The organism is Cupriavidus sp. 22TCCZM01-5, from assembly GCF_057798915.1.
Genome location: NZ_JBYOJR010000042.1, coordinates 1 through 21,346, shown reverse-complemented (window position 1 = coordinate 21,346; position 21,346 = coordinate 1). Strand labels below are relative to the sequence as shown.

The window sequence follows — 21,346 nt, the reverse complement described above, 5'->3', positions numbered from 1 at the left end:
CTCTTGCGAGATCGGACCACGTAACAGACGTTCAATAATCCTTATTGCCTGCCAGTTGCAATGCGCCTTCAGAACTTCTCGGGCACATACCGGAAATGGTGATCCGATTCGCGATACCCTTCTGCTTTCTGTCGTGGGGGCAACGAAACCTTCTTGCGCGGCAAATCCTCGTACGGAATCTTGCTGAGCAGATGACTGATAACGTTGAGTCGAGTGCTCTTTTTGTTATCAGCGTTTGCGACATACCATGGCGAGTACTCTGTGTCGGTCATGGTGAACATTGCATCTCGCGCTCGTGAGTAGTCGTACCAGCGGCGATAGGATTCGAGATCCATTGGCGAAAGTTTCCAGATTTTGCGCTCGTCGTGAATCCGGGCTTCCAGCCTGCGCGTCTGCTCTTCAGGGCCGATTTCCAGCCAGTACTTGATGAGGATAAGCCCAGAGTCTATGAAGGCACGCTCCACCATCGGTGTGGCCAACATGAACATCTGCACATCCGCCTCCGTACAGAAGCCCATGACCCGTTCGACACCTGCCCGACCGTACCAACTTCGATCAAACACGACGACTTCGCCGGCAGCCGGCAGGTGATAAAGATAGCGTTGGAAGTACATCTGTGTTTTTTCGCGATCTGTCGGCGCTGGTAGCGCGACGACCCGGAAAACGCGCGGATTCACACGCTCGGTAAGCGCTTTGATCACGCCGCCCTTGCCGGCGCCATCACGCCCTTCGAACACGATACAAATCTTCGCACCGGTCCGCACTACCCATTCCTGTAGCTTGACCAGTTCAATGTGAAGCAAAGCCAACTGCTTCTCGTATGCCTTCTTGCTTGGCTTGTTGCCTGCTTTCGCACCGTTCGCCTTCACCTCATTCCGGGACCCGGTCATTGCATTATCTCCTCGGCAACAGATTCATGGCATTCAGGAAGGCGGGTTTCGGCCACCCAGGCGATGCACTCTTGTGGCTGCACCGACCAGAAACTGACGCCTCGTCCCGTTAGCCAAAGACACTCGAAAGGCGTTTGCAGTCCCCTTCGAAAACTGCGTTTCCACCGCCGAAGCGTCCGGGCCCAACAAGGCGGAGCCGTTCCAGCTACGGGTCGAGCCATCTCCGCTCCTTCGGGTGAATCGGGCGTGCCATCGCAACGGTCATGCTAAAAGATTGGGCTAACCGGACCCGGCGATATTGATGCAGATCAACCGTGCCCTTCTGAGTCTGTGCGCAAGAGATGAACCGTCTTCCTGGTCGCCCGATCAGCCTCTTCGCTCGACGAGGTTGGTCGTATCGAGATGATGCGGAAGCTGAACGCGCTTGACTTCGAAGATTGGCGATCGCCCCTGGTTGACCGTTGTCGGCGTAGCGGCGGTCGTGGCACCGATCACACACTCCCTTTGGGGGCAGGCCGGCAGTGCAAGCAGCGCGAGCTAGGCTCAGCAGGCTGCGGCCCAGTTGGCCGTTACTGTCGGCGTTGCATGGTTGTCTGCCTCATTTTGCGCGTGTCTTGCCCGCCGACAGGCGTCCTGTCGGCCACGTACTTGTACGGGTAGGCTCCGCGTAGCCTTCCGGTTTCTGCCGCTTGTGCAGGGACACATGCTCGGGGCAGGCCCTGGTAAGGGACCCTGCCGATCAGGTCGCTGATCAGTTTGAGGCCTGCCCGCTCCTCGTCGTCGGACCTGATCACATACAATGGCGCAATGGCGGTGGTGTCTTACGCGCATTCACCAGCGTCGGTCCTCAGCTCACGCATGACCGGATGTTCTTCACCCTGGGCCTGGAAGCCGCCAGATTTCAGGAGAACCATGTTGGAGACCGTTGACGGACAACGGCCGCTGTATCCAAGCAAGAGGGAATCATGACACACCTGCTTTTGTCGAATCTCGAACCCGGCACCACGGACGACGAAGTCCGCGCGTTCATCCACAAGTATGGGCTTCCGCCCTGCGATGCCATTGAGCGGGTCCCCGGAGATGGTACGCACCCGTCCGTCGTGCTGGATTTCAATGATTTGGATCCGGAGGCGCTGCACAAGTACGCCGAGCGCATCCACCACATGCTCTGGAAGAGCCGCGAACTGACCGCACAGGTCTTGACCGAACGCTTCCTCTGATCCCCGCCGTTAGCCGGTGAAGCAGCGTTCATGAGGGCAAATTGAACAGCCGCTTTTCCTCAGAGCGAACCGACGTTGAATGTCCGAGAGAAGGTGGAGGGGAAGGTCCGCTCGTGGCCGATCTCTGCCCTAGTCGGGCCTGGAGGGAACATGGCCCATCGGCCCCAGCAGCTTGCTAGTGACAAATTTACTTCGCGGCCCGCAAACGCTTATCCAGCAAGGGGATGGCGCAGAATCGACTGCGATCGCCTGAACGTGTTGACAGATTTACTGTCGCAACGGTGACACACTTATCTCGGTCTACGAGAAGGCAGTACCCGATCCCGACGTTCACTTGCCAACTATTAGCGACATATGTAACGTACCACGGTCGCTGGGCAGTCGCCCCGGACCCGATGCAGCGATTGCTATCCGTTCTGCGGTCACGCTGACAAATGTCGATATTGGTTACCGAGGCGGCAACTATGCTTGATCTATTAGGCAGCCCGCGACAACGAAGATTAGCCATGACCATCGGGACTACTGTGTGCGATCCGCCGCCGGACGCGCGGACGCTTTACCCTGCCACCGAGCTTTATGCGCGGATTGATTCCATCGACCTGACCGCCAAGATTGCCTGGGCCAACTGGTCTCCTGATACTGAACTCGCCCGTCGTCTGGAGTGTCCGGTACTAGGGCTCAATCCCCGGGAATACCACTTTTTCGTCGTGCCGCCCGAGGCTAACATCCACGGTCCGAGCCTGGTACGCGCTATACCGAAGTAGCGAGTGGTGCTCCTTGGTCGGTCTGGCGTCAATTCCCTGGCTGTCCCGGTGTCTCGGCCAACACCCGACGTGTCGACCAAGGGGGAGATGTGCGTCGATTGGTAATGTCTTTTTGTTGTAACAAAACAAATACGCCCTAAAGGGAAGCCTCAACTCTAGTGGCACGGATACCGAGAACAAGTCCGGCCTGGGCGCTTCCCCGTTGGGCGCAAGCATTGTCGCGGGGTTTCGAAGCCATCCTAATTGAGGAGGGCTTCTTATTTTGGTGTGGGACTTTTGCGAAATGGGACTCGTGGCGCCTGTGAATCCTCGGCCCCGCTGTAGTCATTCAGACGGCAACATTCGAATGCCACAAAAGGCACGTCTGTCATCGTAATTTGATGTGCCCATCGTAGGCTGAATGCACAGGGCGAGGGCCATTTGCCACTGGCGAATGACAAATTTTTGACGAAATTTGCTCGCGCCCTGTCTCGCATGGAATATGGCGAGTTCTACGCCTGTCCCTCCGGGGCCTCGACGGCACTTCCCTTGTGGGGCTTCAGACGCTGCTATAGTGGCTATATTGCATTGCAACATAGCCAACGCCTGTGCTTCCATGTCGTTTTTGCGATGCCATGTTCGGACAACCGAGACATCGGCCTCCTCATCCCAACCTCGTTCGATGTCCGGTACAAGCGACGCAAGGTGCCACCCGGAGCCTGTTCCGGTATGTCTGTCAGGATTGCGGTTGCACGATTGCGCTGGTCTCCGACGAAGACGGCGGCTTAGACAAATGGCTTCCTGCGGAACGCCTACCGTCTTGAGGTCGTTTCAGCGACAACTGCCCGTCACCGAGCAGGCGGATGAGCGCGTCGATCTTTAGCTGGGCTTGCTCAAGTGCTTCTCGTTGGCTGATGACTGCCGATCCTGCGCGGAACACGGCCTGACGGGCGCCACACAAAAGGTGGTGTCTCACGCGGACAAAGCCCTGGTACTTACCTCCAGAGACGGGTTCCGCGAACGCAAGGAAGTCGTGATAGGCCAGCCGCCGTAGGGGCAGCTCAGAAGATCCGGGCGACTCGGTCATTGGAACTTCACCGGCGCGGCAACTGCCAGGAATTGTCGGTACGCATACTCAATATCTGCGTCCGCATCGGCTTGCGCTTCCAACTCCGTACTCCGACACCTCTCACACTTGAATTGCCAGGGGCCGGCATCGGTCTCGATAACCAGCACGCCTCGATATCGCCCGCTGGCCAGGGTTTCTGCCGTGGAATAGATCGACGCAGCCCCCCGCACAAATGTCGTCATGTCGAGCCTCGCTCGCCGTCGCTGTCATGCTATTGTAATCATTACCACGGCTACCGCAACGGCCTAGTTTGAGGCATGTTTGACATGGCTGGAGCCGCTCTTGATCTGGGGCCTGCTCCGAATCAAGAGGAAGGCGCGCAGAAGGGGGACTCGGACTTATCCCGAACCCATTGGGCGGGTTGCGCGCAGCCGCTGGCATTGCCCGGGGGGCCGCGACTCGGCGCAACCAACGTAGCACCAGGGGATTCGACACCTATGTCCAAGACGGTCAAGAGGCGGTACCTGAAGGCGCTCAACCGGCGTCTGAAGAAGGAGTCGGCAGGTAAGTTCGATACGGTCTTTGTCTTCGATCCACCCGGTGCGAAGCCGAAGGATGCCACGGGCGTGACGGTAAGCGGCCCCACCAATGACCAGATCCTCGCCGTCATGAGCGCGGTGCAGGCTCGCGTCTTCGCAAAGTTCGAGCGCTCCGCAAAGCACGGTTAAATGGAACGCGAACTAAAGCTCGAACTGCTGCAAGACCAGGTCGAGCGGCTGATCGGCTTGCCCCTGGTGTCCTCCTGCTGCGTGGAACCGCCGCACCAGGACAGACTGGTGAGCACATACTTTGATACGCCGGACCTTGCCTTTCGACGGGCTCAAGTGTCCCTGCGTGTGCGCCAGGCGGGAGCGCACTATGTGCAGACGCTGAAGACGTGCGGCACGCAGCGCGGAGCATTCTACGAGCGGGAAGAGTATGAGTCCGCCATTTCCAATAGCACGCCGGATCTTGCTGCACTGCGAAACAAGGTGCCCGAGGGGACGCCGCTTGGCCTGCTGCTGAGCGAAAGCGGCCTGGCTGAGCGTCTGAAGCCGACCTTCGTCACGGATGTCGAGCGTACGGTCATGCTGTTGCGTTTGCCACAGGGCGACGAGGTCGAGATGGCTGTCGACCGCGGGGTGGTCCGGACGGACACGGCCACAGTGCCAATCCGCGAAGTCGAGTTGGAGATCCAGGCCGGCGAGCCAGCCCATCTCTTCGCGTTTGCCCTGGAACTGCTCGACGCGATACCTATGCGGCTGAGTCGTGCCAGCAAAGGTGACCACGGTTACGCGTTGGTGGCCGATGAGCCTGATGCGGGGGTTCGGGCCGGGCCCCTCAGGCTCACCGACAGTGATTCGGCAGAGGCCGCATTCCTGCACATTGCCTGGAACTGCCTGGCGCAGATTTCGGGGAACGAACGCAGCGTGGTTGATGGCACCAACCCGGAAGGCGTGCACCAGATGCGCGTCGGCTTGCGCCGGCTGCGCTCTGCGCTTGACAGCTTCCGGCCGCTGCTTGCCTGCCCGCCGGCACTTCAGGCGGAGCTCAAGTGGATTGCCGATGAACTGGGGCCGGCGCGCGACTGGGAGGTCCTCGCCGACACCACCTTGGGCGACGCTTTCGATGGCGCGCCGCAGGACGTGGGCGCGAATGCGGTCGTGGCGGCAGCAAAGGCGGTCGCAGCCGAGAGCCGGCAACGCGCCGCCCAAGCCGTAATATCCGAGCGCTACACACGCATGATTCTGACGCTGGGCCACTGGTTGGGCAGCAAGGCTTGGCGGGATAGTGCCAGCGAGGGACAGCGTGCCAAATTAGCCGGCCCGGTCAAAGACTTTGCCCTGACGACATTGTGCAAGCGACAACGCCGGCTGCGCAAGCGTGGGCGAGGTATGGCCAAGCTTGACGAGCAGCAACGCCACCGTGCGCGCATCGCAGCCAAGAAACTCCGCTATGCGACCGAGTTTTTTGAATCCTTGCTCCCCACGAATAAGGTGCGCTCCTATCGTGAGCGACTGTCGCGCCTGCAGGATGACCTAGGATGGCGCAATGATATGGCAGTGGCAGAGTTGCTGCTATGCCGTCTGGGCGCCGAGCAACAGCACTTGGCCATTGGCTGCGCCTATGCGCGGGGCAATATCACACGGCGGGTAAGCGCTGATAAGGCGGCGCTGCGACGTCTTTGGAAGCGATTCCAAACGGCAAGCCTGCCCGCGTAGTGCAGGCGGGCCATTTCAAGAGCGCCGGAAATTCGTTTTCGTCTTTTATCAAGAAGTATCCGCAGAGCCCGTACCTGCCGCTGGCGCAGCACTGGCTCGGCAACTCGCTCTACGCGCAGCGCGACTATAAGGGGCACCCCTTTCAAGGTGATCATTCGACACGTCCAGCCTTGACGACACGGGCGGTAGAAACATGCCGTCGCGCCACGCATCCGGCAACATGCCCCTTCTTCTTGGGCGCCTTCGGTCCCCGCGCATGTTTGCGCATCGCGCGGGGATCAACGTGCGTCGCGATCTTGAGCAACTCGCGGCTGAGTTGGGTTGTGGTGAGATGGTCATAGCCTTCCCATATCTCGGGCGGTACCGCGATCATCATGCCGGCATACGTTGCCCGAATTTCGCTGGCGAGGTAATACGGTGAGAGCTCGATGTCGCCGGTATCCAGTTCATGCTGGATTCTCACGGCAGTCCCAATCACGCTCAGTACGTTATACGCGAGCGCCGTCACGCCAAAGGCCAAGAGCGCTGCGCGCGGTTGGCTCAGCGAACGAATCTCGCTGTTGAGCACCGAGTCGAGTCGCTGAAATAGATTCTCAATGCTCCAGCGCTTCCGGTATAGCTGGGCGACAGCCTCGGCCGTCAGGTGGGCGGCCGGAACATTGGTCAGCAGGCGGATGACGGTGTCACCGTCCTCGGTGGCACGATCCAGACGCAACTCAATGCGCCGCAGCGGCAGCGGCGTGTTCGATTCATCCAGGATGCTGACGGCCTGTTCGTACACGAGACCGGTCTCGACCCGCCCCATTTCGCGTGCCGGCGCCAACTCGCTGGGGTTCGGATTGCGGCCGTGCTCCCGCACGAGGAGGGCGCTACCGCGGCGCTGCCAGCCGGCAAGGATCGTCCGGGTGCTGAAGTTGCGATCGGCGATCCACAATTCGCCAGGTTGGGCCGATTCGAGCAGGGTTTCCATGATGGCGCGCTCCGCCGCATGCGCATCTTCACAGGGCACCAGATCGACGATCATCGCCATATCCGGGTCATAAACCACCAACGACTGCCCTGGCAAGGCCGCGCCCCGAAACCCACGCAATGGTTTCAAGCGCTTTTCGCTCGCCAGCAAATGGCTGCCATCCACGATGCGCAGGCAATAGCCGTCCACCGAACGTGGCTGCTTGCGCAACATCGGTTGCACGACCGCCCCAAGCCGCCGCGCACTGCCTTGTACCAGGGCACGAACCAGTCCCGGTTCGGTCCGGCTGATCTTGTCGTACAGCGCGGTGATGGAAGCCGGCAGCGCTGGACTGGCCTTGGCTGCCGCATGCACCGAGGGACGCAGGCCCACGGCCACCAGCGACATGATTTCCACTGTCGTCGAGAAGAGTAGCTCCCGCGTGTACTGCGCTTCTCGCACAACTCATCGATCCACGCCGAATCGAGGGCGCGTTGCAACCCCAGGCGCGCCATCACGCTGATCGGGCTGTGTTCGATAAAGCGTTCCACCACTGCGTCCAGTACCACGCCACTGACTCCGTCTTCGGTTCGACGACACGGAGCTTGCCCTATTCTTCATCACCTTGAAAGGGGTGGCTCTTAGAACAGCCTTACAGGCGGATCTTGTCGCGCCCCTTCAGGCCCAGCATCTCGCGTGCCTCCGCCGGCGTGGCAATCTCGAAACCGAGGCGCAGCAGCACGTCGCGGATCAGTTCGACCTGCTCCGCGTTCGACGTGGCGAGCCGGCCCGGACCGATCGACAGCGAGTCTTCCAGGCCTACCCGCACATTGCCGCCCATCAGCGCCGCCTGCGTGATCAGGGAAAGCTGGTGTTTGCCCGCGCCGAGCACCGACCATTGGTAGGAATCGCCAAATAGCTTGTCGGCGATGCGCTTCATATGCACGAGGTTCTCGGGGTCGGGACCGATGCCGCCGAGAATGCCCATTACGAACTGCAGAAAGATCGGCCCCTTGACCAGTCCGCGATCGACGAAGTGCTTCAGGTTGTACAGGTGGCCGACGTCGTAGCACTCGAACTCGAAGCGCGTGCCGTGCCCCCGACCCAGCCGCTCGAACACTTCCTCGATATCCGCGAACGTGTTGCGGAAGATCGAGCGGCGCGAGCCTTCGATGAAGTCGCGTTCCCAATCATGCTTGAATTCCTTCATCTTTTCGAGGATCGGGAAGATGCCGAAGTTCATCGAGCCCATGTTGCACGAGGCCATTTCCGCCGAGACGTCGAGCGCGCCGGCGAGGCGCTCGTCCAGCGTCATGTTGACCGCGCCGCCGGTGGTGATGTTGATGACGGCGTCGGTCGCCTCGTGGATGCGCGGCAGGAACCGGCGGTAGGTGGCCGCGTCGAAGGCGGGCCGGCCGTCTTCGGCATGGCGTGCGTGCAGGTGCAGGATCGCGGCGCCGGCCTTCGCGGCGGCAATGGCCTCGCGCGCTATGTCGTCGGGCGTGGCGGGGAGATACGGCGACATACTCGGCGTGTGGATCGAGCCCGTCACCGCGCAGGTAATGATGACTTTGCGTGCCATGGTGCTTGTTCTCCGTGTTTCCGTGTATGAGTCAGGCCGGTTCGGCGACGACGGTGTTCTCGATGTGGCCGATGCCGTCGATCTCCACGCGCATCACGTCGCCGAGCTTGAGGAAGCGCGGCGGCTTCTGCGCGCCGCCGACGCCGGACGGCGTGCCGGTGGCGAGCACGTCGCCTGGCTCGAGCGTCATCACGGTGGACAGGTAGGCGATCTGCTGCCAGATGTCGTAGATCATTTCGCCGGTGTTGACCTCCTGCCGGCATTCGCCGTTGACGAGCATGCGCATCCGCAGGTCGTGCGGGTTCTTGACTTCGTCGACGGTGACGAGCCACGGGCCGAACGGGCCGTGCGTGTTAAAGGACTTGCCGAGCATCATGGTCGGCGAGCGCAGTTGCCAGTCGCGCACGGAAACGTCATTGCAGACCGTGTAGCCCGCGACCACCGATGCGGCCTCTTCCGCCGACACATGCCGGCAGCGTCGGCCGATCACGACGGCGAGTTCGGCTTCGTAGTCGAGCTTGTCCGACACCTTCGGCATGTGAACCGGATCGAACGGCCCCGTCACGCACGACACCTGCTTGTTGAACCACACCTGGCTGTCGGGTACCTGGATGCCAGCGGCAACGGCCTCTGCCACATGGCGCCGATAGTTCATGCCGATAGCGAGGAACTTCGACGGATTGGGGACGGGCGCGTCGAGGCGCACGTCCGCGAGCGGCCACGTCACCGCGTCTTCGAGGCGCACGTTGCGGGCGCGCTGCATTAGCGCGGGGCCGCCCTGCAGCAGTTCGAGCATGGTGGACGGCAGCGTGCGGTCGCTGGCGGGCAGGTCGATGATCTGCTGGCCTTCGACCTTGCCGATCGAACGATGGCCGCGACATTGAAAAGTGACGAGCTTCATATTGATCCTTGTATGACTGGATTTGGAGGAGGGTGACGGGCGATCAGGCGCCGATTTCCGAGTTCTCGACGAAGATGGTGGGCAGGTCCGGGCCCCAGAGATACATGCTGTCCTCGGGCGCGTGGTCGGCGGCAACCCAGTCGACCGACGCGGGGATGTAGTCCATCGTGGCGCTGTATTCCGAGAAGCTGCCCCACGGGTCCTGCACGTAGTAGAAATAGTTGGAGCCCAGCACGTGGCGACCGACGCCCCAGCCATTGCGGTAGCCTGCGGCGGCCATCTGCATGTATCCGAGCCCGACTTCCTCGACGGTCGGTACGTCCCAGCTCAGGTGGTGCAGGGCCGGCGCGGGACTCGCGGCGAAGGCGAGCAGATGGTGATCGCCGCCGTGCGGCGCGTGGATGAAGGCGACGCCGTCGCCGGAGCGGTCCGACAGGCGCAGGCCGAGCACGCGCTCGCAGAAGTCGATCTGCGCGGGCACGCTGGTGGTGGCCAGCGCGATGTGCGACAGCCGCGACGGTTCCACGCGCGGCGTGTTGCGCCGGTACGGTGCGCAGCGCGTGCCGTCCAGCGGGAGCGGTGGGTTCGCATGTGCCGCTTCGTCGAGCGTGGTTTTCACGCCGGCGCGGATCTGCAGCGGCAGGCCGTCGGGGTTGCGGATCCAGAAGCCCGAAGCATCGGCGCCCGCGGGCGGGTCGATCAGCGCGACACCCGCATCCAGCGCACGCTCGCGCAGCGCCTCCAACTCGTCCTCGAAGCCATGCAGCGTGAGCCACTCGAACTTCTTGCGCGCGCCCTGGCGCAGCCGGCCCCACACGTGGGGCGAGCCGAAGGTCCGGATCAGCAGGCCGGTGTCGCCGTCCGGCTGCACGTCGAGGCCGAATGCGGAGTAGAAGCGTCGCGCGTCGTCGAGCGACGGCACGGTCATGCGGAACTCGCCGATCGAGTGAATGCCCAGGCGATCGTGCCTGCGTTGTTGCGTCATGGTGTCTCCTTGTTGTGGGATGGGATTCAGGCGCGTTGCAATGCCTGACGCCACGCATCGACGAGCGCGTCAAGTTCGCCCGCGCTGCGCGCCGCGCCAAAGCTGTAGAAATCGGGCCGCGCGAGCACGGCGTCCACGCCATGCCGGTCGAAGTAGTCGGCGTACACGCCTTGCAGGTCGGCGAAGCCGCCGGCACCGAAATGCGCGACGATCGCGTCCTGTCCGTCGAGTCCGGCGCGGTTGGCGGGACTGAGGCGGTCGAGCACGTCGCGGTTCCTGGCGATCAGCGCGAAGCCGTTGCCGAACACGTCGTCGAAGAGGCCGCGGCGGCCGTCGAACTCGACCATGCCCTGCGGCGTCAGCCAGCCGCTGCCCGGTGCCTGCGGGGCGTAGAGGCCGGCGCCGAGGCGCGGCTGCGGTGACTCGGGCGGCCGGAAGCCCGGCGTGGCCTGTGCGGCGAGCATGTCGCGGTCGCGCGCGGCGGCCGCTTCGGGATCGGTGATGCAGATGACCTTGCCCAGCGCGATCGAGAAGTCGATCATTTGGCGCACGTGGTTCAGCCGCTCCGGGCCGTAGCTGTCGAGCAGCGTGTCGTCGGCCTTGCCGTCGAGGATCGCATTCAGCCGCCAGGCGAGCGTGCCGGCATCGCGCAGGCCGCTGCACATGCCCTGGCCGGCGAACGGCGGCATCAGGTGCGCCGCATCTCCCGCCAGCAGCGCGCGGCCTTTGCGCCACGACTTCGCCCAGCGGCCGCGGAAGGTGTAGACGGCGTGGCGTTCGAGGATCGCGTTGTCGGGCGTGATGTCCCACGGGGCGAGCAAGTCCCAGGCCATCGTGTTCCGATTCATCTGCTCCGGGGTCTCGCCGGGCAATAGCATGAATTCCCAGCGGCGACGGCCGGGACCGCCGGAGACGATCGTCGTAGGCCGCGCCGGATCGCACAATTGCCAGCTTCTCGGCTTCCACTCGCGCTGCTGCAGCGGCTTGACATCGACCACCAGCCAGTCGAACGCGAAGCCGAGGTCCTCGAAGTCGATGTCGAGTGCGTTGCGTACCATCGAGTTGGCGCCGTCCGCGCCGACGAGATAGCGCGCGCGGATCGTCCCGGTCTCGCCGTTGCCGATCCATTTTCCATCGACTAGCCCGCCCGCCTCGATATCGAGTTCGACGCCCTCGGCGTCCTGGCGCAGCGCGGTCGCCGACCAGCCCTGACGCACCGTGACATTCGGCAGCCGCTTGACGTGACGGTCAATCACGGCTTCGAGTTCCGGCTGCGAGAACGTGCTGGCAACGGGCCAGCCGCTCGGGCCCTGGCCCTCCCAGCGGAAGTCCATCAGCACCTCGTGATTGGCGTTGCACCACTGGTAGCGGTCGCAGGCCTCGGCAATGCGCTTGATATCATCGATGACACCCGAAGCCTGGAAGAGGCGGGCAATCTCGTGGTCGTAATGGACTGCGCGCGGCAGCGGATAGAGATTGGGCCAACGCTCGACGACGGCCACGCTGCGCCCCGCGCGCCCGAGCATCAGCGAGAGCAACTGCGCCGTCGGCCCATAGCCCACGATTGCCACGTCCACAAACTGGTCTGCCTCCATGTCTTCTCCCGAACCAAGCAATGTCTTAAAATGACGAATCAGTACAATTCATACTTAATTGTCAACTTGATGGAGTTGTGCACGCAATGGGGGAAACCCGAGGTGTCACGATGAGCGCGACAGGGGATAGCGCGGTTTTGAACGCGAGGAAAGTGGTGAAAGAGGATCACCGTGTACGGACCGGCGCGGCCCGGCGGGAGTCCACTCGCCGCAAATTGATGAGCGCAGCGGTGGAAGTGTTCGCGGCGAAGGGGCCGGATGCGGCGTCGATCGACGACTTCCTCGCCGCGGCGGGTGTCGCGCGCGGCACCTTCTACAACTACTTCAAGACCACCAGCGAAGTGCTCTCCGCCGTAACATCGGAATTGAGCGACGCGGTTATCGCCCGCATCGAGGACTGTGTGCGGCAGTTCGACAATCCGGTCGAGCGGATCTGGGTGGGGTGTCAGATATACATGGAAGTCGCCGTGTGCCATCCGGCCTGGGGCAGGTTCATCACGCGGGCGGGGATTCGCAGCGAGGCGATGGGGCGGCTGACTGACATCTACCTGCCGCGCGATCTCGTCAGCGCGCGCGAACGAGGTATCGCACATTTCACGCACGACCGCGCGGCCAGGGATCTGGTGATGGGCGCGATCTACCAGAGCATCGAGACGGTGTTATCCGGCGCGGCGGAGCGCCAGCACCTGCGAGACATGATGAGTCTCGTACTGGGCGCACTTGGCATTGCGCAATCGACCATCGAGCGGCTCAACGACATGCCGCTGCCTGAGATCAAGTTGCCGGACAGTCTGAAATCGTTGGAAGCGGCGGCGAAACGGTAGTGCTGAACTTCTCTCCAGCGCTCGCGGACGTGATGCCGCCGACCCCGCTCGTCAATGCTGCTACGCCAGTTTCTGTTCCGCAGCGGGCGGCGTTGGTTCTAAGGAGTCGCAATCCGCTCGTGGGTCCGTTGCCAGAGGGACGGTAACATTCGGTTGGCAGCGTGAGGAAAGAGCGCATCGGCCGTTGATGGCCGGACATGGCCCCTGCGAGCAAGTCGCCGGCTGGCCACTGGTCGCTCGACTTTAGGCGGCGGCGACCAGCCACCCTCATGCGACTCGCCTGAGCAATTCGGGCAGACAATCGGCCTATTCTGTCTGAATCCCTTATCTCCCGTGGCACTTCTTGAACTTCTTGCCGCTGCCGCAAGGACACGGGTCGTTGCGGCCGGGCTGGTCGCCCCTCACCACGGCCTCCACGCGCGGGCCCAGGCTCTTCCAGATCTGGCGCAGGTCGTAGACAGCCCAGATCGCCTCGCCGAAGGTTTCAACGCGCGCCTGGCTGGTGCTGGGCGGGCCATCCTCGCTGTACATGCAGACCTCGGGCTGGCCGGTGTCGTCCTCGGTCAGGGCGACAATGGCGTCGAGCGCGTCGTCCAGCCACTCGGCGGCTTCCTTGTCGCGTGGGGCGGCCCATTCCTCGGGCCAGTTCTCCACCGCGAACATGAAGCCCAGCGCCCACACCTGGCCAAACGACGGGATTTCCCGCCCGTCCATCTCCGCGCGCTCTTCCTGGGGCAGGCTCAAGATGGCGCCGCGCATGTCCATGGCCTCGGGATGGAAGGTGCGTTCGTCCTCCAGCGTCTCCACGGGCAGGTCGAGCTGATGCTCCACCTCGTTCCATCGACGCTGCCACACCGGGTCTGCTGAGCCGCTTCATGGAACGCGGGCAGCAATGGCAGCGGGCTGGCCGTTCGCCGGAGCGACGGCCGCTCCCGAGTGGCTCCCTATTGGCCGGTCTCGGCCCTCCGCCGATCCAGGTGTGGGCTTCTTAGCGCCAAGGGCAACTACAGCAGAGATTTTTTTGATTACCGATCGCGGGCAGGCCCCGACCGGCCTGTTCACGCGTCAGTAGCCGCGATCGCCAACCAAAAAAATCTCTGCTCTATGTAAACCTCTCCATAGCGACCCGAAGCGGACGTACGCGCTGCTCGAAAGCGATCGTTGAAATCGTCGTAGCGATGCGATGGAGCGCTATCGCGGAGCCTGGCAGCGAGCACGATGACGCTGCTGCCGGTGACGCCCGTGGCCTTTCGATGTCAGCAGCAGCGCGGCGAGAAGCGTCAACTGCTCGACGAGCGCCTTCTCCGCGAGGAGTTCATGCTCGCGGCGCAAGCTCTCCGCTACAGCGATCTTTACGAGAGATAACCGGCGCGCTGATACGCGGGACTGGGATAAGTATAGAAACCTTGACCTGTCTTCACTCCCAGCCAACCCTTGTCCACATATCCCTTTAAAAACCTCGCATAGCTCTGCGCTTGCCGGTCGGATGGCGACTGCGTCGCCCAAAACGTTGCCGCGTGCCACAAGGTGTCGATTCCGATCATGTCCATAATGCCAAAAGGTCCGATGGGCATTTTGGTCACACCCATCCAGGCGCGGTCGACGTCCTCTATCGATACAACGCCATTGACTACCAACGTCATTGCCGCGCCCATGAGAGCATTGAGCATGCTATTGAATACATAGCTCGAACTCTCTTTCTTTTCGATGATCGGAATTCCGCCGATACTCCGAGCAAATTCGCCCAGCAGCGTGACCACATTCGGGTCCGTGCCGGCATGCGGCATGATGTCCACGATGTTGGCGTCCCAGACCGGGGGGTGGAAATGCATTGCCGCGAATTGCGCCGGACGCCCGGTGTCTTGCGCGAACATGGACGGCAGCAGCGTCGAGGTGTTGGTGGTAAAGATGGTGCGCGGTGGGCAGAGTCGGTGGAATTGAGCAAACACCTGACCCTTGATCTTCGGGTCCTCGACGACTGACTCACTAATCAGGTCTGCGTCCGCGGCGGCCTCCTGCGGATCGTCCGTCGTCGTGATCCGGGCCAGCGCTTCCTTGGCTGCTGCCGATGTCAGGCGTCCGGCAGCGACCAACTGGTCCGCAAAGTTTTCGATGTGCCGCTGCGCGGCTTCCAGCATCCGGGGCTCGAGGTCGTACAAGACGACTTGATAACCATGCATTGCGCATTGCAGCCCGATCTGCTGTCCCATTATCCCGGCGCCGACGATAACGACCAGGCGCATTTCTTCAATCTTCATCTGATCGTGTACCTCCGTAATCGATTCTAGACGCTCTTGGTCAGCGTCGGCCCGTTGGTTCCTTGAAGGATAGGAATTTCCTTGGCGCTCGTGCCACGAAGAGCGAATGCGTAGCGCCGTTTCGGGGTCGTGAGCACGTCTTGGTCACAAGGGGTTCATGCTTACGGCGCAACCTTGCCATATCCCCATGCGTAGAGTTGCCTCTCCTCAGCGGTCTTCTGGCAAATACTGCGCCCCTCAGCAGCTTTGAGCAAGTATGACCGCGTCGTTTGATTATCCCGTCACCGTGTCTCAACCCACGGCCCGTGGGGCATTCGCCCTTATCCAGGTCCGCCGTGGGCCGAGCATCCCTTGACAAATGTCGGCTTCTGGCCGTGCACGGCCATGGGATGGAGGGCATTCACAACGAATCGCCGGCTCTCGTCACCGAAATTTAGGACTGAACGCGGATGTGGGGCCGGGGGAAGCGTCGGCTTCCGAGAGGGTCGGATGGGATACCGAATGAGTTTTGGCTATCGCTGGAGCTAATTGGATAGCCCTTATGGATATACAGTGTAGGCTAGGTCGGGAATCGACGAGACGGTGATCGTCTCCGGAGACGGAATGGCTTCTTGCTGAAACGAAGCGGACGTGTGAATGTCCGCACAGCATTACGACTGGATGTCGCATCTTGGCCGGGAAGTGCCGTAGCTGCGTCTAGCGTAAACGCCATCGAGCCCCTCGCAGAGTGAGCCTGATCCCCGATACTTCAAGTCGACTGAGATGATTCAACACGCCCGCTGGCAACATCACCGCGACCACGCCGTTCAGGCGTGGGGGCTCTCAGGATCTTGCTACCGCTCGGGCGCGTCAGTCCGCCTTCACCAGATCAAGTAGTGAGCCGGTCTGCTTGAGCGTCGCCAGCACGATGTTCGAATTGGTGGACATGACCCCAGGCGCCTTGTGCAGGCGGTTGACGACGAAGTCAGAGTAGTGCTCCAGATTGCGCGCGCGTACCGTCAGTACGTAGTTGCACGGCCCGGACACGATGCGTGCGGTGACGACTTCAGGCCAATCGTTCAGGGCTTGCACGAAGTTCTCGTGCCAGCGTTCAACGTCGGTGCGCATCGACACTTGCACGAGCGCTTCGAACTCCACGCCTAGCGCCTTTGGCGCAAGCTCGCAGCGGTATCCGACGATGACCCCGGCTTCTTCCAGCAGTTTTACGCGTCGGAAGCAGGCAGACGTCGACAGGTTCACGGCTTCCGCAAGTTCCTGATTCGTCATTTTTCCGTTTTGGCTCAGGTGACGCAAGAGGCGGATATCGGTTAGGTCAAGTTGCATGTGTAAATTTCACCGGCTTTCTGATATTTGATCGAATAATTATATCGTGATGATCGTATTTGTAGAAATATATCGAATAAAATTCACGAATTCGTTTGATAATATTCAGCTCTCGAAGCAACGCCGCCCACACGAGAGCCCAGATGTTTACACACGTTCCCGCCTACCCCGGCGACCCGATCCTGTCCCTGCTCGAAGCGTTCCAGGCCGACTCCCGCGAGGCGCGGGCCAACCTGAGCATCGGTCTCTACTACGATGACGACAACACCATCCCGGTGCTCGCCAGCGTGCGTGAAGCCAGCGCGCTGGTGGCGGGGGCCGGCGAGCCACATACCTACCTGCCGATGGAAGGCATGGCGCAATACCGCCGGGCATTGCAGGAAGTCGTCTTCGGCAAGGACTGCGCTGCGCTGCGCGAAGGCCGCGTGGCGACCATCCAGTCTGTCGGCGGCTCCGGGGCGCTGCGAGTCGGCGCCGAATTCCTCAGGGCCTATTTCCCGGGCAGTGCGGTCTGGGTCAGTGATCCCACCTGGGATAACCACCCGGTGCTGTTTGCCGGCGCTGGCCTGCAAGTGCATACGTACCCCTACTACGATGCGCAGACCAACGGCCTCAGGTTCGGCGCGATGCTGGAGACCATCGACGCTCTGCCGCCGCGAAGCGGCGTCCTTCTGCAGCCGTGTTGCCATAACCCGACCGGGATCGATCTCTCGCGCGCACAGTGGAAGGAGCTGATCGCCGTGCTGCAGCGTCGCGAGCTGATTCCGTTCATGGACATGGCCTATCAGGGATTCGGCGACGGGCTTGACGAAGACGCGTGGGCGATCCGGGCCATGGCAGAGGCCGGCCTGTCATTCATCGTCAGCAATTCGTTCTCGAAGAACTTTTCGCTCTACGGCGAGCGTTGCGGTGGCCTGTCCTTCGTCGCGCAGAACCCCGAACAGGCCAGCCTGGTGCTGGGCCAGTTGAAGGCAACCGTGCGGCGCATGTACTCCAGTCCGCCGTTGCATGGCGCCCGCATGGTATCCGCCGTCCTCAACACGCCGCATCTGCAGGCACTCTGGGAGACGGAGGTTGCCAGCATGCGAGGACGCATCGCACGCATGCGCGCCTCGCTGAGGCAGCGCCTCGAGGCGCTTCTGCCCGGCGTCGGGGCAGGGTACCTGACGACACAGCGCGGCATGTTCAGCTACACAGGCCTGCATGCCGGGGAAGTGAACGTGCTGCGCGAGCGCCACGGTGTCTATCTGCTCAGTTCCGGGCGGATGTGCGTGGCGGGACTCAACGACGCTAACCTGGAACACGTCGCGCAGGCGATTGCCTCGGTGATGCGCGAGCGCGCGCGCTGAAGCCCGGGCCCGCGCCCCTTTCCCCTTTATACCCCCAGACACGCCAGATTCCCTCCCGCCTGACGGCGGGCGGGTGGCCACCCTCCCGCCGAGACATCATATGCCCGACTTGATCCGGACCGGCTTGCCCGAGCCATCGCAACCGTTTTCCTGGGCGACACACGCCGGTTCCCTGATGTTCACGGCCCACGGTGCAGTCGACAGTACCGGCAGGATCGCCGGAGACGATGTCGCAGCGCAGGCGCGGCTGACTTTCGGCAACCTTGCCGCCACCGTCGCGGCGGCGGGCGCCAGCATGGCCGACGTGGTCCAGGTACTGATCTACATGCGCGATGCGCGCGACATGACCACGATCGACGACGTCTACCGCGAGTTCTTCAGCGCGCCATATCCAAACCGGGCCTCGGTGGCGGTCCAGGGCTTTGTTCATCCGGACATGCAGATCGAAATCGTCGCCTACGTCCGCATTCCACCGCAGTCCGCAGCCTGAGAGGGCCGGCAGAAACCACCATCGGCAACCGGGTGAGAAACCCATCTGTTCAGAACGATAAATACCAGGAGGAAGACAAAGATGAGGAAGTTCAGATGTCCATTGCTGCTAGGCGCACTCGCCGCGGGCAGCGTGCATGCGCAGAGCGCTGTCACGCTCTACGGCATCGTCGACCAGAGCATCCGCTTCACGACGAATGCCAATGCCAGCAACAACAGCAAGGGAGAACTGACCAACGGTGCCGTGACCAACAGCCGTTTCGGTTTGCGGGGAGAGGAATCGCTGGGTGGCGACCTCAAGGCGGTCTTCCGCCTGGAAAACGGCTTTGATCCGGACACCGGCAAGGCAAACCAGAACGGCCGGCTGTTCGGTCGATATGCCTACGTCGGGCTGTCGGGAAGCTACGGCACGATTCGCCTCGGCCGCCAGTCAACCGAGGGCTTCAACCTGTTCGGCGAGTTCGATCCACTCACGATCGGCAACTACACCGCCAATTTCTGGCCGTATTTTATCACCGTGGGCCGCATCGACAACGCGGTCAGCTATGACGGCACATTCGGTGGCCTCAATGTTGGCGCCAGCTACGGCTTCGGCGAGCAGCCCGGCAGCATGCGCAGCAGCAACTACTGGGGGGCGCGCGCCGCCTACACCTGGGGTGCGTTCAGCCTCGGTGGCGTATACCAGGAAACGCGGGATCCCGCTGGCAATGCGCAGCGGATGTGGGGCGGCGGCGCTCGCTACGCCCTGGGCAATGTCAGGCTCTACGCGGGCTACCTGGGCGGGCGGGACGCGACCGGTTCGCTCGACGGCGCGCTGAACGACGCGTCGCGTAGCGTCACATACGGCAACTTCACCGCGAATCCGCGCAAGGACAATACGTTCTACGTCGGCGCGACATGGCAGGCGACGCCGGCACTATCCCTGACAGGTGTCTTCTACGACGACGACATCCGCAACACCAACGGTATCGCCGGTAACGGGGGCAAGCGCCTGACCGGGGTCCTGCTCGCCGAATATGCGCTGTCGCGACGAACGCAGCTCTATGGAACCGTCGACTACAACACGGTCAGCGGCGGCGCCTTCACCGAGCTGCCGGGCCGTGGCAACCAGACCGGTGCATCGGTCGGCATCCGCCACGTCTTCTGATCCGGGGTCATCCCATCCGCTACGCGCGGCCTCCGGCGTGGAGACCGCACGCGGTGAACCGGTCAGGCACGCCTGCCTCGGCGCCACCGCGTATCCAAAGGAGTCGTTCATGAAAAATCCTCCGAAGCAGTTCCTGGACATCGTCGAGCGCGAGAAAGGCCTGCGACGCACCCTCAGTGCCGGCCAGATGACGATGATCGCCATTGGCGGCGCAATCGGCACCGGCCTGTTCCTTGGCAGTGGCTTCGCCATCGGCTTCGCTGGTCCCAGCGTGCTGGTGAGCTACGCCATCGGCGCGTTTATCGCGTTGATCCTGATGGGCTGCCTCGCCGAGATGACGGTCGCACATCCGACGTCGGGCTCGTTCGGCGCCTACGCCGAACACTATGTGAGCCCGCTTGCCGGATTTCTGGTGCGCTATGCGTACTGGGCGTGCATCGTGCTGGCAGTGGGCGCCGAGGTGACGGCCACCGCCCTCTACATGAAGTACTGGTTCCCCGCCGTACCCGGCTGGTTCTGGATCCTTTCGTTCTCGGGCGCGCTGGTCCTGGTCAATGCGCTGAGTGTCAACATCTTCGGCATCGTCGAGTACTGGTTCTCGGTCATCAAGATCGCAGCGATTGTCGGGTTCATCCTGCTGGGTGCCTACGTCGTGTTCGGGGCGCCGGAACTGGCCGGTGGTGGTGCAGGAGCCGGGCAGGGGGCCGGCTTCCATCACTACACCGCGCACGGCGGCTTCTTCCCGAAAGGCGTCTGGGGCATGTGGGAGGCCGTCATCGTCTCCATCTTCAGCTATCTGAGCATCGAAATGATCGCCGTGGCCGCTGGCGAAGCCCAGGATCCCGAGCGTGCCGTCACACGCGCCTTCCGCTCGACCATGATCCGCCTGGTCCTGTTCTACTTGCTCACGCTCGCACTGATGCTGGCGGTCGTCCCCTGGACGGACGCCGGCCAGGACAAGAGCCCGTTCGTCAAGGTGATGGAAGCGATCCGGATCCCCGGCGCCGCTGGCGTCATCAACTTTGTGGTGCTGGTCGCGGCGCTGTCGTCAATGAACAGCCAGCTCTACATCACGACGCGCATGATGTTCAGCCTCTCACGCGCCGGCTATGCACCTGAGCGCATGGGACGAGTCAGCGCGCGTGGCGTGCCGCTGTCCGCACTGTTAGTCTCCACTGCGGGGATCGCCGTCGCCACGTTGATGAGCATCGTGTATCCCGATGCGTCATTCTCGATCATGATGGCCATCTCGATGTTCGGGGCGCTTTTCACGTGGATGATGATCTTCGTGACGCACTACTTCTTCCGGCGCGCGTGGCAGGCGAAGGCCGATGCACCACTGCGCTTTCGCATGTGGGGCTTCCCCGTGCTCACGCTGCTGGGGGCAGGCCTGATCTTTGCCGTGATGCTGACGACCCTGTTCACCCAGGAATTCCGCATGACCATGATGTTCGGACTGCCATTCCTGGCGTTCCTCGTCGTAGTCTACTTTGGCTGGTACAGGGCACAATCCCTGGCGCCGGCCGAGCAAGGCTGACGGGCGGGGGGGCCAGGTAGTCTGCTTTGTCGCGCGCCTGCCGGCAGTGGCTCTGGGCGACGCCTTCCGCGTGGCTCAAGAGCCGGTCGTAGCATTAATCTGCGCTGCGGCAAGCGGCGCAGCCACTCCAGCCGACAGGATATCGTTCGTCGCCTCTCGACCCCAAGCCGCCGGTCGATTTTTGAACGCATCAGGGGCCGCTATCTAGGTCCAACGGTCATCCG

Annotated in this window: 18 protein-coding genes and 3 pseudogenes; 11 read left to right on the top strand and 10 right to left on the bottom strand. The window is 62.3% G+C overall.

Translation table 11 applies throughout. The annotated features are described in order from the left end of the window. Nucleotides 1-68 precede the first annotated feature (68 nt). Nucleotides 69-890, bottom strand: a complete 822-nt coding sequence (gene ppk2 / locus AC3FNH_RS28410; RefSeq protein WP_488722447.1) for a polyphosphate kinase 2 — start codon at nt 888-890, stop codon at nt 69-71. A gap of 965 nt (nt 891-1,855) precedes the next feature. Between ppk2 and AC3FNH_RS28405 the strand changes: the two genes are divergently transcribed. Both AC3FNH_RS28405 and AC3FNH_RS28400 read left to right on the top strand, forming a co-directional pair. Further along, nucleotides 1,856-2,110: an RNA-binding protein gene (locus AC3FNH_RS28405; protein ID WP_276103504.1), complete on the top strand. Its 255-nt coding sequence runs from the start codon at nt 1,856-1,858 to the stop codon at nt 2,108-2,110. Nucleotides 2,111-2,616: 506 nt separating this feature from the next. Further along, a complete protein-coding gene (locus AC3FNH_RS28400; RefSeq protein ID WP_488722446.1) occupies nt 2,617-2,874 on the top strand; it encodes a hypothetical protein in 258 nt (85 codons plus the stop codon). A 1,062-nt stretch (nt 2,875-3,936) separates the two neighbouring features. Here the strand turns inward: AC3FNH_RS28400 and AC3FNH_RS28395 are convergent. Then, nucleotides 3,937-4,164, bottom strand: a complete 228-nt coding sequence (locus AC3FNH_RS28395; protein ID WP_488722445.1) for a hypothetical protein — start codon at nt 4,162-4,164, stop codon at nt 3,937-3,939. A 255-nt stretch (nt 4,165-4,419) separates the two neighbouring features. Between AC3FNH_RS28395 and AC3FNH_RS28390 the strand changes: the two genes are divergently transcribed. The 3 genes and pseudogenes from AC3FNH_RS28390 to AC3FNH_RS28380 all read left to right on the top strand — a co-directional run. Then, complete coding sequence (locus AC3FNH_RS28390; protein WP_488722444.1) at nt 4,420-4,650, top strand: hypothetical protein; 231 nt, start codon at nt 4,420-4,422, stop codon at nt 4,648-4,650. Continuing rightward, complete coding sequence (locus AC3FNH_RS28385; protein ID WP_488722443.1) at nt 4,651-6,183, top strand: CYTH and CHAD domain-containing protein; 1,533 nt, start codon at nt 4,651-4,653, stop codon at nt 6,181-6,183. A gap of 2 nt (nt 6,184-6,185) precedes the next feature. Next, a pseudogene (locus tag AC3FNH_RS28380) lies at nt 6,186-6,317 on the top strand (tol-pal system YbgF family protein); the annotation flags it as partial. A 17-nt stretch (nt 6,318-6,334) separates the two neighbouring features. Here the strand turns inward: AC3FNH_RS28380 and AC3FNH_RS28375 are convergent. The 5 genes and pseudogenes from AC3FNH_RS28375 to mhpA form a co-directional block, all read right to left on the bottom strand. Beyond that, a pseudogene (locus AC3FNH_RS28375) lies at nt 6,335-7,647 on the bottom strand (IS4 family transposase). Nucleotides 7,648-7,784: 137 nt separating this feature from the next. Continuing rightward, nucleotides 7,785-8,714, bottom strand: coding sequence for a 3,5-dioxohexanoate:acetyl-CoA acetone transferase (gene kce, locus AC3FNH_RS28370; RefSeq protein WP_488722442.1), 930 nt, complete (start codon nt 8,712-8,714; stop codon nt 7,785-7,787). A 31-nt stretch (nt 8,715-8,745) separates the two neighbouring features. Beyond that, nucleotides 8,746-9,615, bottom strand: coding sequence for a fumarylacetoacetate hydrolase family protein (locus AC3FNH_RS28365; RefSeq protein WP_488722441.1), 870 nt, complete (start codon nt 9,613-9,615; stop codon nt 8,746-8,748). A gap of 43 nt (nt 9,616-9,658) precedes the next feature. Beyond that, nucleotides 9,659-10,600: a VOC family protein gene (locus AC3FNH_RS28360; protein WP_488722440.1), complete on the bottom strand. Its 942-nt coding sequence runs from the start codon at nt 10,598-10,600 to the stop codon at nt 9,659-9,661. 26 nt (nt 10,601-10,626) lie between these two features. Next, nucleotides 10,627-12,195 carry a bifunctional 3-(3-hydroxy-phenyl)propionate/3-hydroxycinnamic acid hydroxylase MhpA gene (gene mhpA, locus AC3FNH_RS28355; protein ID WP_488722439.1) on the bottom strand — a complete coding sequence of 523 codons (1,569 nt, stop codon included), beginning with the start codon at nt 12,193-12,195 and terminating at the stop codon, nt 10,627-10,629. A gap of 155 nt (nt 12,196-12,350) precedes the next feature. Between mhpA and AC3FNH_RS28350 the strand changes: the two genes are divergently transcribed. After that, nucleotides 12,351-13,019 carry a TetR/AcrR family transcriptional regulator gene (locus AC3FNH_RS28350; protein ID WP_488722438.1) on the top strand — a complete coding sequence of 223 codons (669 nt, stop codon included), beginning with the start codon at nt 12,351-12,353 and terminating at the stop codon, nt 13,017-13,019. Between the two features lie 324 nt (nt 13,020-13,343). Here the strand turns inward: AC3FNH_RS28350 and AC3FNH_RS28345 are convergent. Next, a pseudogene (locus AC3FNH_RS28345) lies at nt 13,344-13,921 on the bottom strand (UPF0149 family protein); the annotation flags it as partial. 316 nt (nt 13,922-14,237) lie between these two features. Here AC3FNH_RS28345 and AC3FNH_RS28340 point away from each other — a divergent pair. Beyond that, the gene (locus tag AC3FNH_RS28340) at nt 14,238-14,384 is read left to right on the top strand and encodes a hypothetical protein (RefSeq protein WP_488722437.1); all 147 of its coding nucleotides are present in this window, start codon (nt 14,238-14,240) and stop codon (nt 14,382-14,384) included. Here AC3FNH_RS28340 and AC3FNH_RS28335 read toward each other — a convergent pair. After that, nucleotides 14,372-15,277, bottom strand: coding sequence for a 3-hydroxyacyl-CoA dehydrogenase (locus tag AC3FNH_RS28335; RefSeq protein WP_488722436.1), 906 nt, complete (start codon nt 15,275-15,277; stop codon nt 14,372-14,374). The genes AC3FNH_RS28340 and AC3FNH_RS28335 overlap by 13 nt on opposite strands. Before the next feature lie 849 nt (nt 15,278-16,126). Continuing rightward, a complete protein-coding gene (locus AC3FNH_RS28330; protein WP_488722435.1) occupies nt 16,127-16,600 on the bottom strand; it encodes an Lrp/AsnC family transcriptional regulator in 474 nt (157 codons plus the stop codon). A gap of 143 nt (nt 16,601-16,743) precedes the next feature. On the opposite strand from AC3FNH_RS28330, the gene AC3FNH_RS28325 reads away from it, so the two are divergent. The 4 genes from AC3FNH_RS28325 to AC3FNH_RS28310 all read left to right on the top strand — a co-directional run bounded on the left by AC3FNH_RS28325 (nt 16,744) and on the right by AC3FNH_RS28310 (nt 21,122). After that, the gene (locus AC3FNH_RS28325; protein WP_488722434.1) at nt 16,744-17,949 is read left to right on the top strand and encodes an amino acid aminotransferase; all 1,206 of its coding nucleotides are present in this window, start codon (nt 16,744-16,746) and stop codon (nt 17,947-17,949) included. A 100-nt stretch (nt 17,950-18,049) separates the two neighbouring features. Next, complete coding sequence (locus tag AC3FNH_RS28320) at nt 18,050-18,439, top strand: RidA family protein (protein WP_488722433.1); 390 nt, start codon at nt 18,050-18,052, stop codon at nt 18,437-18,439. 81 nt (nt 18,440-18,520) lie between these two features. Next, entirely contained in the window at nt 18,521-19,585 is a 1,065-nt protein-coding gene (locus AC3FNH_RS28315; protein WP_488722432.1) for a porin, read from the top strand. A 109-nt stretch (nt 19,586-19,694) separates the two neighbouring features. After that, the gene (locus AC3FNH_RS28310; protein ID WP_488722431.1) at nt 19,695-21,122 is read left to right on the top strand and encodes an amino acid permease; all 1,428 of its coding nucleotides are present in this window, start codon (nt 19,695-19,697) and stop codon (nt 21,120-21,122) included. Nucleotides 21,123-21,346: the final 224 nt, after the last annotated feature.